The following is a 12,702-nucleotide window of genomic DNA, read 5'->3' as shown; positions in this document are numbered from 1 at the left end:
CCTCGTGCCGCGCCTCGCCCGCCACGACCAGCGCGACCGGCGCGCCGACGAGCGCGGCCGCGCCCACCAGGCCGGCCGAGGACTTCGCCAGCTCGCCGTCGGGGGTGACCTCCAGCAGGACGAGGATCGCATCCGCCGCAAAGCTCATCGCACCCTCCTCACGCCAACTGGTTCTCGATGAGGAACGCGGCGAGCCGCTCGCCGCCGTCGCCCTCGTCGACGATGGTCACGCCCGCCGCCCGCGGCGGCTTGGCCGCGACGGCGGTCATGATCGACCTCGGCGCGTCGGCGCGCTCGGCGTCCACACCGATCTCCGCGAGCGACACGGTCTCGAACGGCTTCTTCTTGGCCGCCATGATGCCCTTGAAGTTCGGGAACCGCGCGTCGGGCAGCGCCTCGGTGATCGAGATCACCGCCGGCAGCGGCGCCTCGACCTGCGCCACGCCGGCGTCCGTCGCCCGTGTCCCCGACACCGTCACGTCCGAGATGGTCACGGAGCTCAGGGCCGTCGCCTGCGGCACGCGCAGGCGCTCGGCCAGCATCGCCGGCAGCACACCGCCCGAGCCGTCGGTCGACTGGTTGCCGCAGATCACGAGGTCGAAGCCGATGCGCCGCACGGCGGCGGCCAGCACCTCGGCGGTGAGGCCGAGGTCGGCGCCGCGCAGCTGCTCGTCCACGACCTGCACGGCGGACGCCGCTCCCATCGCGAGCGCCTTGCGCACCGTCGACTGGGCCGAGGCGGGCGACATCGACAGCGCCACGACCTCGGTGCCGGGATGCGCGTCGGCGTAGGCGAGCGCGACCTCGAGCGACCGCTCGCCGATCTCGTCGAGCACGGCGTCCGACGCGGCACGGTCGGCCAGACCCGTCTCCAGCGACAGCTTGCGGTCGCCGTAGGTGTCGGGCACCTCTTTGACCAGCACGACGATCCTCATGCGCACTCCTTCCGCAGAGCGAGTCTATTCAGGGGACTGGAGCGCGCTCAGCGGTGACGGAACTCGGCCTGCCGCTTCTCACGGAATGCCGCCATGCCCTCCTTCTGATCCTCGAGCGCGAAGAGCGAGGCGAAGGTCTGCTGCTCGAACCGGAGGCCGGCGGACAGGACGGTCTCCTGCGCCGCCCGCAGCGCCTCCTTCGCGGCGTAGGCGACCGGCAGCGACTTCGCCGCGATCGACTCGGCGACCCGCGCCGCCTCGTCCAGCAGCTCGGCGGCGGGGATCACGCGTGACACGAGCCCGGCGCGCTCGGCCTCGGCGGCATCCATCATGCGCCCGGTGAGGACCAGCTCAGCGGCCTTGTAGGCGCCGATCGCCCGGGTGAGCCGCTGCGTGCCGCCGAGGCCCGGGATGACGCCCAGCGTGATCTCGGGCTGCCCGAAACGCGCGGTGTCGGCGGCGAGGATCACGTCGCAGATCATCGCCAGCTCGCAGCCCCCGCCGAGGGCGAAGCCGGCGACCGCGGCGATCAGGGGCGTGCGCACGCGGGAAAGTCCCTCGATCCCGGCGAAGGGGCTGCCCAGCGCCATGTCGCGGTAGCCCTTGTCGGCCATCTCCTTGATGTCGGCACCGGCCGCGAACGCCCGCTCGCTGCCGGTGAGCACGATCGCGCCGATGTTCTCGTCGGCGTCGAACGCGGCGGCGGCCTCGCCCAGCTCGCGGGCCAGCGTCGAGCTCAGCGCGTTCAGCGCCTCCGGCCGGTTCAGGGTGATCCAGCCGACGCGTCCGCGGGTGGTCACGAGGATCGTCTCGTAGTCGCTCATATCGTCATCGTTCCACGTCGGCGTGTCCGGCGGTCGCCGACGCGGCACCGCCGGACGGACCCGAATCCGGGCGGTCAGAGCCGCTCGATGATCGTCGCGTTGGCCATGCCGCCGCCCTCGCACATCGTCTGCAGCCCGTACCGGCCGCCGGTGGCCTCGAGATGGGCGAGCAGCGTGCCCAGCAGCCGGGTGCCACTCGAGCCGAGGGCGTGCCCCAGCGCGATGGCGCCGCCGCGCGGATTGAGCCGCTCCGGGTCGGCGTGCAGCTCGGCCGCCCAGGCCAGCGGCACCGACGCGAACGCCTCGTTGACCTCGTAGGCGTCGAGGTCGTCGATCGACAGCCCGGCGCGGTCCAGGATGCGGCGTGTCGCCGGGATCGGCGCGGTGAGCATGAGCAGCGGGTCGTCGCCCACCACCGCGAAGGAGTGGAAGCGGGCGCGCGGGGTCAGTCCGAGCAGCCTCGCGCGCTCCTCGCTCATGATCAGCACGGCGGAGGCGCCGTCGGTCAGCGGTGAGGAGCTGCCGGCGGTGATCCGCCAGTCCAGCTCGGGGAACCGCGCGGCCAGCTCCGCGGTGCGAAACGCCGGCGGCAGCGCGGCGAGCGCCTCGGCGGTCGTGCCGGCGCGCACGGTCTCGTCGCGGTCGAGGCCGGCGACCGGCAACAGCTGCGAGTCGAAGAAGCCGGATGCCGCAGCATCCGCGGCACGCCGGTGCGACTGCGCGGCATATGTGTCGAGGGCCTCGCGCGACAGGTTCCAGCGCGCGGCGATGAGCTCCGCCGACACCCCCTGGCCCACGAGCCCGTCGGGGAAGCGCTCGCGCAGCCGCGGCGAGACGGGGGAGCCGCCGGCATCCGTCGAGGTGCCCAGCGGCACGCGGCTCATCGACTCGACGCCGCCGGCGATCACGACGTCGTACGCCCCGGCCGACACGGCCTGCGCGGCGATGTGGGCGGCCTGCTGGCTCGATCCGCACTGCCGGTCGATCGTCGCGGCGGGCACGGCCGTGTCGAACCCGGCGGCGAGCACCGCCTGCCGCGCGATGTTGCTGCTCTGCTCCCCGACCTGGCTGACGCAGCCCAGCAGCACGTCATCGATCTGGGCGGATTCGAGCGAGTTGCGCGCCAGCAGCGCGGTGAGCACCTCGGCGGCGAGGTCGACCGGGTGCACGCCGCTCAGCGCGCCGCCGGGCTTGCCCCGGCCCGACGGCGTGCGGATCGCGTCGACGATGACGGCGGTGCGGGTCATGGGTCTCATCCTGCTCTCCCCAGGCGCCTCCCGTCAGCCGACTGTCCCCAGGTGCGGGATCCGGCCCCGGCACGTCTGCGCCACGGGCATCCTGGTCTTCCGGGATCCCCTTCCGGTGTCCACAATGGAGGGATGACGATCGTGAGCGAGCCGCAGGTGTGGACCCTCATCGGGGTGTTCGCGGCGGTCATGCTCGGCGGCATGACCCTCATGACCACGCTCATCACCCGGACGACGACCGTGGCCGTGGGCGGGCTGCGGGAAGAGATGAACGCACGGTTCGACGCCGTGAACGCGCGCTTCGACGCCGTGAACGCGCGCTTCGACGCCGTCGATCAGCGGATGGACCACCTCGACCGCGACGTCACGTTCCTCATGCGGCGCGCCTGGGACGAGCCGTCCTCCGACTGAGCCGCGCGCGCGGCGGCTATCCGGCCGTGTCCGGGATCTGCGCGACATAGCCGTCGACGTGCCGCTCGTCGACGCCGTCGTAGGCCGACAGCGGGCGGATCAGGGCGTTGGACGCCGTCTGCTCGATGATGTGCGCGGTCCACCCGGTCACCCGCGAAGCGACGAACAGCGGGGTGAAGGTGGGGGTGTCGAACCCGATCAGGTGGTACGCCGGGCCGGACGGGTAGTCGAGGTTCGGGTAGATGCCCTTGCGGGCGACGAACTCGTGCTCGAGCGCGTCGTAGAGCGCCGCGAGCTCGGGAGCGTCGTAGTGCTCGACGAGCGTGTCGAGCGCCGCCTTCATCGTCGGCACGCGGGAGTCGCCGTGCTTGTAGACGCGATGCCCGAAGCCCATGACCTTGCGCCCCGCCGCGAGAGCGGCATCCAGCCACTGCGCGACGTTCGCGGCCGACCCGATCTCGTCGAAGATGTGCATGACGGCCTCGTTCGCCCCGCCGTGCAGGGCGCCCTTGAGCGCGCCGATCGCGCCGACGACGGCCGAGTACAGGTCGGCGGTCGTGCTGGTGATCACGCGCGCCGTGAACGTCGAGGCGTTGAAGGAGTGCTCGGCGTAGAGGATGAGCGAGACCGTGAAGGCGTCGGCGACGACGTCTGCCGGCTCCTCGCCGAAGGTCATCCACAGGAAGTTGCGCGCATAGTCGAGATCACCGCGCGGCGGCACGAGCTCCTGGCCGCGACGGCGCCGCTGGTCGTAGGCGACCATCGCCGGGATCTTCGCGAACAGCAGCTTCGCCTTGGCCAGGTCGGATGCCGGCGAGTCGTCGGCGGCATCCGGGTCGGAGGCGCCGAGCACCGACACGGCGGTGCGCACCACATCCATCGGGTGCGCCGTCAACGGCAGCAGGTCGATCGCCGCCCGCACGTTCTCGTCGAGGTCGCGGTGCGTGCGCTCGAACGTCTCGAGCTCGCTCAGCTCCTGCGGGGCGGGCAGCTCGCCGTGCCACAGCAGGTACGCGACCGCCTCGAACGACTGCGTCGCCGCGAGCTCCTGCACCGGGTAGCCGCGGTAGAGCAGCGAGTTGGTGTCGGGGTTGACCTTGCTGATCGCGGTGCGGTCGACCGTGACGCCCGCCAGCCCCTTGTGGATGTCGACGTCGGTCATGGTCGCTCCTTCGTGACGGTGAAGTCGTAGATGCTCGTGTCGAAGCGGGTGTACTGCTCGTAGTCGACGAGGTCGTAGAGGTCGGCGCGGTGCTGCATCTCGGGCAGCAGCCCGGTGAGGTGCCCCTCGTCGCGCAGGGTGTCCAGGGCGCGGCCCGCGGCGCCCATCGCCATCCGCAGCAGCGAGACGGGCCAGATGACGACGTTCACGCCGACGTCGCGCAACTGGTCGACGCTGAACAGCTCGCTCTTGCCGAACTCGGTCATGTTGGCCAGGATCGGCACGTCGACGGCGGCCCGCACGGCCGCGAACTCGTCGAGGGTGCGCATCGCCTCGGGGAAGATCGCGTCGGCGCCGGCGTCGACGAGGGCGCGGGCGCGGTCGATCGCGGCGGAGAGACCCTCGACGGCCCGGATGTCGGTGCGCGCCATGATCAGGAAGTTCGCGTCCCGGCGGGCGTCGACCGCGGCCCGGATGCGCCTCCGGGCGGTGTCGGCATCCACCACCGACTTGCCGTCGAGATGGCCGCAGCGCTTCGGGTTGACCTGGTCCTCGATGTGGGCGCCGGCCAGCCCGGCGTCCTCGAGGGTCTGGATCGTGCGGGCGACGTTCATCGGCTCGCCGAACCCGGTGTCGGCGTCGATGATCGCGGGTAGCTCGGTCATCCGGGCGATCTGCTGCCCGCGACCGGCGACCTCGGAGAGCGTGGTCAGCCCGATGTCGGGCAGGCCCAGGTCGGCGGCGATGACCGCACCGGAGACATAGACCCCGTCGAAGCCCTTCCGCTCGATCAGGCGCGCCGACAGCGGGTTGAACGCCCCGGGGAAGCGCAGCAGCTCGCCGGACGCGAGCCGCTCACGCAGGATCCGGCGCTTCTCGCCCGCCGGCGTGGTCGCGTAGAGCATCAGCGTCCCTCCCACCCCGTCCCGCCCCGTTGACTTGCCCTACATGCACGCGACACACCGTCTCGGACGTGCATATAGGGCAAGTCAACGGGGATGGCGGTGCGGATGACGGCGAGAGCGCGCATCAGAACAGACCCTTCGGGGCGGGCGCCGACGCCAGCACACCGGGCGCGGCGACGATCGTCAGCTGCCGCACCTCGGCCGCGTCGAGCTCGGGCAGGCGCTGCACCAGCGCGAGGAACCGCTCGATCTCCTCCGGGGTGAGCACGGGCTCGGCGAGCAGCCGGAACTTGCGGATGTAGTCCGCCCGCGCGAACGGCCTGGCCCCCAGCGGATGGGCGTCGGCGACGGCGATCTCCTCGGTGAGCACGGTGCCGTCGGCCAGGCGGATCTCGGCGCGGCCGCCGAACGCCTGCTCCGCCGGGTCGAGGGAGTGATAGCGACGGGTCCACTCGGCGTCCTCCGCCGTGCTGATCCTGCGCCACAGCGCGACGGTGTCCGCGCGGCCGGCGCGCCCGGGCGTGTACGAGTCCACGTGGTGCCACGCGCCGTCCTGCAGCGCGACCGCGAAGATGTACGGGATCGAGTGGTCGAGGGTCTCGCGGGACGCGGTGGGGTCGTACTTCTGCGGGTCGTTCGCCCCGGAGCCGATCACGTGGTGGGTGTGATGCGAGGTGTGCAGCACGATCGACTCGACGTCGGCGGGATCGAACGCCCCCTCGTCGTGCAGCCTGCGGGCGAGGTCGATCCACGCCTGCGCCTGGTATTCGGCCGAGTGCTCCTTCGTGTAGGAGTCGAGGATCGCGCGCTTGGGCTCGCCGGCCGCGGGCAGCGGCACCTCGTAGACGGCGTCGGGGCCGCCCAGCAGCCAGGCGATGACGCCGTCCTCCCCCTCGTAGATGGGGCTGGGCGAGGTCTCGCCGCGCATGGCCCGGTCGACGGCCTCGACCGCCATCTTCCCCGCGAACGCCGGCGCGTACGCCTTCCAGGTGGAGATCTCCCCCTTGCGGGACTGCCGGGTCGCGGTCGTGGTGTGCAGCGCCTGGGCGACGGCCTGGGAGATGGTCTCGACGGGAAGCCCCAGCAGCGTGCCGATGCCGGCCGCCGCCGACGGCCCCAGGTGGGCGACGTGGTCGATCTTGTGGGCGTGCAGGCTGATGGCCTTCGACAGGTCGATCTGGATCTCGTACCCGGTCGCGATCCCGCGCACGAGCGCTGCGCCGTCGGCGCCGACGTGCTGGGCGACGGCGACGATCGGGGGGATGTTGTCGCCGGGATGCGAGTACTCGGCCGCCAGGAACGTGTCGTGGTAGTCGAGCTCGCGCACGGCGACCCCGTTGGCCCAGGCCGCCCACTCGGGGCTCGTGCGCCGTTCGACCGGGCAGCCGAACACCGTCGAGCCGCGCCCGCCGATCGACACCGGGTGGTCGAGCGCCTGCTGGCGGGCCGCGCTCACCGGGCGCCGGGTGAGGGATGCCGCCGCCACCGCCGCGTTGTCGATCACGCGGCCTACGACCATGTCGACCGCCTCCGCCGGCACGGGCACCGGGTCGGCCGCGACCTGGGCGATGTGCCACGCGAGCTGGCCTTCGCGCGCCAGGTTCTCCTCGCTGCGGTGCACGCGGAGATGGTGGGTGATGGTCATGCTGCTCCTCGCTCGGGCGGACGTTCCCCTCCATGATGCTCCCCGTCCGCGGGTGGCCGCGCGCGGCCGCGCACACCCGTCCGCCGACGAGCAGGAGACACGCTGCGGCATCTCCGATTCCGCACCGCGCGTCCGCCGTGCCTCGGACGCACGAATTTCACGTCCTTCACAAATTCGTGAAACAAGCGTATGTTCGCGGAGCGTGAGCACCGTGATCGTGACGAGCGGACTCGTCAAGCGCTACGGACGCACCCGCGCCCTCGACGGCCTCGACCTGGAGGTCGGGGTCGGGCAGATCCACGGCTTCCTCGGCCCGAACGGCGCCGGGAAGTCCACCACCATCCGCATCCTGCTCGGCCTCGCCCGCGCGACCGGCGGCGCCGCGACCGTCCTCGGCTCCGATCCCTGGCGGGACGCGGTGTCGCTGCACCGCCGGATCGCCTACGTGCCGGGCGACGTGAGCGTGTGGCCGAACCTGTCCGGCGGCGAGGCCGTCGATCTGCTCGCCCGGCTCCGCGGCGGCGGGCGGGACGAGGCGTACCGCCTGGAGCGGGCTCGACTCGTCGAGGCGTTCCAGTTCGACCCGCGGACGAAGGGCCGCGCCTATTCGAAGGGCAACCGCCAGAAGGTCGCGCTCATCGCGGCGTTCGCGGTGCCTGCCGAGCTGTACATCCTCGACGAGCCCACGAGCGGGCTCGACCCGCTCATGGAGGTCGTCTTCCAGCGCGAGCTCGCACGCGTACGGGATGCCGGCGCCACGGTGCTGCTGTCGAGCCACATCCTCTCCGAGGTGGAGCAGCTGTGCGACCGTGTGAGCATCATCCGGGCCGGGAAGGTGGTGGAGTCGGGGACGCTCGCCGAGCTGCGGCATCTGACCCGCACCGAGGTGTCGTTCGTCGCGGACGATGTGACGGTGGAGCGCCTGGCGGGCCTGCCGGGCGCGCACGACGCCGGCATCCACGACGGTCGCGCGCAGCTCACCGTCGACAGCGACCGCGTCGCCGCCGTGCTGCCCGCGCTGGCCGAGCTCGGCGTGCAGGGGCTGCGCATCGCGCCGCCGTCGCTGGAGGAGCTGTTCCTCCGCCACTACGGCGACGACCTCGCCGGCCCGGCCGCGGAGGGGGCCGGCGCATGAACGGCCTCGGACCGCTGCTGCGGCAGCGTCTTCGGCGCGACCGGCTGCAGCTGCTGCTGTGGATCCTCGGCACCGCGCTTCTCGCCTATGCCGGGTATGCCGGCGTCTCGCAGTCCTACGGCACGTTCGAGGACCGCCAGAACGTCCTCGCCGCGGCGCTGGCCAACCCGGTCATCCTGATGTTCCGCGGCCTGCCGTCGGGGCCGGCGGAGGGCGCGTTCGTCGCGTTCGAGGTGCTGCCCTGGCTCGCGATGCTCGCCGCTCTCATGAGCGTGTTCCTCGCGGTGCGTCACACGCGCGGCGACGAGGAGGCGGGCCGGGCCGAGCTCGTCTCGGCGACCCCTGCCGCCCGCGTCGCGCCCACGATCGCGACGATCGTGCACGGGGTGCTGGCGAACCTCGTGCTCGGGGCGCTGACCGGCCTGGCGCTCGCGGCCACCGGGCTCGACGCCGGCGGATCCCTCCTCATGGGCGCGGCAGCGGGGGCGACCGGCGTCGCGTTCCTCGGCATCGCCCTGGTCGCGGCGCAGCTCATGCGCACCTCACGGGGGGCGAGCTCGCTGAGCGTCTGGGTGCTGGTCGCCGCCTTCGTCGTGCGCGGGTTCGGGAACGCCGCCGGCGTCGCGGGCGACGACCTCACGCATCTCACCAGCGCATGGCCCACGTGGATCTCCCCGTTCGGCTGGGCCGAGCAGACCCGGCCGTACGACGCCGACCTGTGGTGGCCCGCCCTGCTCGCCCTCGGCGTCGGGCTGGCGTTGGCGCTCACCGCCGCCCTGCTGCAGTCGGCCCGAGACCTGGGCGCCGGATTCCTGCCCGAGCGACGCGGCCCGGCGGCGGCGCGACCGGGCCTGCGCACCGCGCACGCACTGGTCTGGCGGCTCGCCGCCGGATCGATCGTCGGCTGGGCGGTCGGCGCGGCGCTCACCGGCCTGCTGGCGACGACCCTGGGCAGCATCGTCGACCAGGTCGCCGGCAGCAATCCCGCCGTGGCGCAGATCCTGGAGAAGATCGCCAGCAGCGGATCGCTCGAGGAGGCGACCGTCGGCGTCTTCTTCACGATGCTCGGCATCCTCGCGGCCTGCTGCGCAGTGCAGACCGTGGTGCGTGCTCGGCAGGAGGAGGCGCACGGCACGGCCGAGGCACTGCTCGCGTCGGCCGTCGGCCGCGTGCGCTGGCTGACCGGCTACCTCGTCGTGGCGACGTGCGCGGTGCTGGTCGTCGTGGCCGTGGCGATGCTCGCGGCCTATGCCGGCATCGCCACGAACGACGGCGACGCCTCGCTCTACCGGGTCGTGACCGTCGCCGGTCTCGGGCAGCTGGCGGCAGCATCCGTGTTCACGGCCGTCACGGCGCTCGTGTTCGTGCTCGCCCCGCGTCAGACGATCGGCGTCGCATGGGCCCTCGTGCTCGCGGGCACCATGCTGGGCATGTTCGGACCGTTGCTGGGCCTGCCGGGATGGTCCACCGACATCTCCCCGTTCGCGGTGACGCCGACCGTCAGCGGCGGCGAGGTCGACGTGCGGGGGCTGTGGTGGCTGCTCCTCGTGATCGCGGCGGGCGCGGGCGCCGCGATCACGTTGATGCGGCGGCGAGAGCTGGCGGGCGCGCAGTGAGCGCGCAGGACGCGGCCGACCACGCCGCGGCCATGCTGGCCGACGCGGGGATGCCGCGCATGCCGGCGCGGGTCATGATGGCGCTGGTCGGCGCGCCCGACGGCGGGCTCACGGCCGCGGACATCGGGACGCGCCTGGGCGTCTCGCCGGCGGCGGTGTCCGGCGCGGTGCGCTACCTGCAGACGGCCGGGTTCGTCCGCCGGCTGTCGCGGGCGGGCGAGCGCGTCGCCCGCTACGACCTCATGGCCGACGGGTTCGGCGCCCTGATGACGGCGAACAGCCCGACCTACGCGAGGCTGGGCGACTTCATCGACGAGATCGCCGACGAGAACGAGGGCGCCCCGGCATCCGTCGCCCGCGCCCGCGACATGGCCGGCTTCCTGCGCTTCCTGGCGATCCGCATGCCCGAGCTCGTCGCCGAGTGGCGCGAGCGCTGACGCTCCCCTCCGCGCTCGCGGCCGCGTTTTCCGCGAGACCGCAGCCGCGCGCCGAGACCGTGGTTCCGCCCCACGGTCTCGGCGGCTGGATGCGGTCTCGCGGGGAGGGAGGGCAGGAAGCGACCTGTCAGGTGCCGACGATCCGCAGCCCGCGCGCGCCGAGGGTGCGGCGGTCGGCGCGCAGGCTCGTGAGCAGCCGGTCGAGGTTCGCCGCGGCATGGGCCTCGATCGCGGCCGCCGCGCCGTCGGCGTCCCGCCGGGAGATCGCCGCGACGATCGCCGCGTGCTCGTGCCACGCGTCCGCGCGCCCCGCGGCGCTGCGCAGCTCGAGCCAGCGCGCCCGGGCCATCCGGGTGATCGCGTCGGCGATCGCGGCCTCGACGAACGGATTGCCGCCCAGACGCGCGAGCCCGAGGTGGAAGTCGTTGCCGCGGCGCAGCCCCTCGCCCTGGTCGCCGGTGTCCTGCTCAGGCGGGACGGATGCCGCGAACGCGGCGAGGTCGGCGTCGTCCGCCCGGGCGCAGGCCAGCCGCGCGGCCGTGCTCTCCAGCGCGGCGCGGTGCTCGCTGAGTGCGGCGACCTCGTCCAAGTCGATGGGCGCCGCCTGCCACGCCCGGGCGTCCCGCACGACGAGCCCCTCCGCCTCGAGCCGGAACAGCGCGGCGCGCACCGGCGTCCGCGAGGCCCCGTGCTCGGCCTCCAGCCCGCGCTCGCTCAGGCGCTGGCCCGGCAGGATCTCCAGCTCCAGGATGCCGTGACGCACCCGGTCGTAGACGAGCTCGGTCTGCGATGGCTCCGGCATCCTGTCCTCCGTCCGGTTTGCCGCTCAGGTGGTATACCACTACGGTATACCAGTAACCACGGTCGGAGCCACCGCCCGACGAGGAGAAGATTCCGATGGCGATCAGGCGAACCGCACACCTCGACCCACCGCCGCAGGTCGGTGCGCTCCGGCCGTGGTCCATGCTCGTCGTGACGGTGGTCGCGCAGGCCTCGGGCACGGTGTTCCAGTCGGCGCCCGCGTTCCTCATCCCGCTGCTGCACTCCGAACGCGGGGTGTCGCTCGCGCAGGCGGGACTGCTCGCCTCGGCGCCGACGCTCGGCCTGGTGCTGACCCTGGTGCTCTGGGGTGCGCTGACGGACCGGATCGGCGAGCGCTGGGTCATCGCCGGCGGGATGGCGCTGACGGCGGCCGCGGCGATCGGCGCCGTCACCGCGTCGGGCTACCCGGCCCTGGGCGCCTGGCTGCTGCTGGGCGGCGCGGCATCCGGCAGCAGCAACGTGGCCAGCGGCCGGGTCGTCGTCGGCTGGTTCCCGCCGCAGCGACGGGGTCTCGCCATGGGCATCCGGCAGATGTGCCAGCCGCTCGGGGTCGCCGTCGCGGCCATCGGCATCCCGGCGCTGGCCGCCGCGTCCGGGGTGGGCGCCGCCATGGCGCTGCCGCTCGTACTGACCGCCGTGTCGGCGGTGCTCGCCGCCCTCGTCGTGCGCGATCCGCCGCGTCCGCCGCGACGGGCCGGACACCCGGCGGCGGCGAACCCCTACCGCGGGCCCGCGACGCTCGTGCGCATCCATCTCGCCTCGGCGCTGCTGGTGGTGCCGCAGTTCACGGTGTCGATCTTCGGTCTGGTGTGGCTCACGGCATCCGGCGGGATGGATCTGACCGTCGCGGGCGTCGTGGTCGCCGTCGCGCAGTTCGTCGGCGCGCTCGGCCGCGTGGCCATCGGCGCCCTGTCGGACCGCGTCGGCAGCCGGCTGCGGCCGCTGCGGATGGTCGCGTGGTGCGCGGCCGGCGTCATGGTCGTGCTGGCGGCCTCGTCCTTCGCGCCGCTCTGGGTGGCGGCGGCCGTGCTCGTCGCGGCGACGGGCATCACGGTCGCGGACAACGGCCTGGCCTACACCGCGGTGGCCGAGATCGCCGGACCGTTCTGGTCGGGACGCGCGCTCGGGATGCAGAACACCGGGCAGTTCCTCGCCGCCTCGATCGTCGGGCCCGCGGTCGGCGCGCTCATCACCCTCGTGGGATATCCGCTCGCCTTCGCCGCCGTCGCGCTCGCCCCGGCGGCGGCGGTGCCGCTCGTCCCGAGGGATCGCCGGGACACGGGCGAGGCCGCCGAGGCGGCTACTGTGGCGGCATGAGCCCGCACCGGTGCGCCACCATGTCCCACTTCGGCGCGGTCGATGTCCCACTTCGGCGCGGTATGAGGTCGCCATACCGCGCCGAAGTGGGACATGGCCGGGCGAGGGATGCCGGATGAGCCGGATGAGAAGGCGTCGCCGACCCGCGCCGGGTGCGGCGGAGGCCGGCCGGCCGGCGCGCACACCCGGACCGGCACCCGCGGAGGCGGGGCCGCCGGGGCCGTTCCGGCTCGGCGCGATCCCGGG

Annotated in this window: 12 protein-coding genes; 5 read left to right on the top strand and 7 right to left on the bottom strand. The window is 73.4% G+C overall.

The window, feature by feature from the left end:
- Nucleotides 1–158: 158 nt before the first annotated feature.
- The 3 genes from QM626_RS07765 to QM626_RS07755 all read right to left on the bottom strand — a co-directional run bounded on the left by QM626_RS07765 (nt 159) and on the right by QM626_RS07755 (nt 3,006).
- Nucleotides 159–935, bottom strand: coding sequence for an electron transfer flavoprotein subunit beta/FixA family protein (locus QM626_RS07765; RefSeq protein ID WP_415075698.1), 777 nt, complete (start codon nt 933–935; stop codon nt 159–161).
- A 47-nt stretch (nt 936–982) separates the two neighbouring features.
- Nucleotides 983–1,759 carry an enoyl-CoA hydratase-related protein gene (locus tag QM626_RS07760; protein WP_415075696.1) on the bottom strand — a complete coding sequence of 259 codons (777 nt, stop codon included), beginning with the start codon at nt 1,757–1,759 and terminating at the stop codon, nt 983–985.
- 74 nt (nt 1,760–1,833) lie between these two features.
- A complete protein-coding gene (locus QM626_RS07755; protein ID WP_415075694.1) occupies nt 1,834–3,006 on the bottom strand; it encodes a thiolase family protein in 1,173 nt (390 codons plus the stop codon).
- A 132-nt stretch (nt 3,007–3,138) separates the two neighbouring features.
- Here QM626_RS07755 and QM626_RS07750 point away from each other — a divergent pair, with 132 nt between their 5' ends.
- A complete protein-coding gene (locus QM626_RS07750) occupies nt 3,139–3,417 on the top strand; it encodes a hypothetical protein (protein ID WP_415075692.1) in 279 nt (92 codons plus the stop codon).
- Between the two features lie 16 nt (nt 3,418–3,433).
- On the opposite strand, the gene QM626_RS07745 is transcribed toward QM626_RS07750, so the two are convergent.
- From QM626_RS07745 to QM626_RS07735, 3 genes are all read right to left on the bottom strand, one after another.
- Nucleotides 3,434–4,579 carry a bifunctional 2-methylcitrate synthase/citrate synthase gene (locus QM626_RS07745; RefSeq protein ID WP_415075690.1) on the bottom strand — a complete coding sequence of 382 codons (1,146 nt, stop codon included), beginning with the start codon at nt 4,577–4,579 and terminating at the stop codon, nt 3,434–3,436.
- A complete protein-coding gene (gene prpB, locus QM626_RS07740; protein ID WP_415075688.1) occupies nt 4,576–5,484 on the bottom strand; it encodes a methylisocitrate lyase in 909 nt (302 codons plus the stop codon). The genes QM626_RS07745 and prpB overlap by 4 nt, the downstream gene beginning before the upstream one ends.
- 124 nt (nt 5,485–5,608) lie before the next feature.
- Nucleotides 5,609–7,129 carry an MmgE/PrpD family protein gene (locus tag QM626_RS07735; protein ID WP_415075686.1) on the bottom strand — a complete coding sequence of 507 codons (1,521 nt, stop codon included), beginning with the start codon at nt 7,127–7,129 and terminating at the stop codon, nt 5,609–5,611.
- Nucleotides 7,130–7,331: 202 nt separating this feature from the next.
- Between QM626_RS07735 and QM626_RS07730 the strand changes: the two genes are divergently transcribed.
- Genes QM626_RS07730 through QM626_RS07720 form a run of 3 tightly spaced genes read left to right on the top strand, consistent with a single transcriptional unit; the run spans nt 7,332 to nt 10,317 of the window.
- A complete protein-coding gene (locus QM626_RS07730; RefSeq protein WP_415075684.1) occupies nt 7,332–8,264 on the top strand; it encodes an ATP-binding cassette domain-containing protein in 933 nt (310 codons plus the stop codon).
- Nucleotides 8,261–9,880 carry an ABC transporter permease gene (locus QM626_RS07725; protein ID WP_415075682.1) on the top strand — a complete coding sequence of 540 codons (1,620 nt, stop codon included), beginning with the start codon at nt 8,261–8,263 and terminating at the stop codon, nt 9,878–9,880. The genes QM626_RS07730 and QM626_RS07725 overlap by 4 nt, the downstream gene beginning before the upstream one ends.
- Entirely contained in the window at nt 9,877–10,317 is a 441-nt protein-coding gene (locus tag QM626_RS07720) for a GbsR/MarR family transcriptional regulator (RefSeq protein WP_415075680.1), read from the top strand. The genes QM626_RS07725 and QM626_RS07720 overlap by 4 nt, the downstream gene beginning before the upstream one ends.
- Nucleotides 10,318–10,444: 127 nt before the next feature.
- Here QM626_RS07720 and QM626_RS07715 read toward each other — a convergent pair whose 3' ends face one another.
- Nucleotides 10,445–11,119, bottom strand: coding sequence for a GntR family transcriptional regulator (locus QM626_RS07715; RefSeq protein ID WP_415075678.1), 675 nt, complete (start codon nt 11,117–11,119; stop codon nt 10,445–10,447).
- A gap of 95 nt (nt 11,120–11,214) precedes the next feature.
- Here QM626_RS07715 and QM626_RS07710 point away from each other — a divergent pair, with 95 nt between their 5' ends.
- A complete protein-coding gene (locus QM626_RS07710; protein WP_415075676.1) occupies nt 11,215–12,456 on the top strand; it encodes an MFS transporter in 1,242 nt (413 codons plus the stop codon).
- The last annotated feature ends 246 nt before the right edge of the window (nt 12,457–12,702 follow it).

This window comes from Microbacterium sp., assembly GCF_047606385.1.
In the GTDB taxonomy this organism is placed as follows: Bacteria; Actinomycetota; Actinomycetes; order Actinomycetales; family Microbacteriaceae; genus Microbacterium.
Note: the sequence above shows the minus strand (reverse complement) of the source record. Positions and strands in the feature narration are given on the sequence as shown.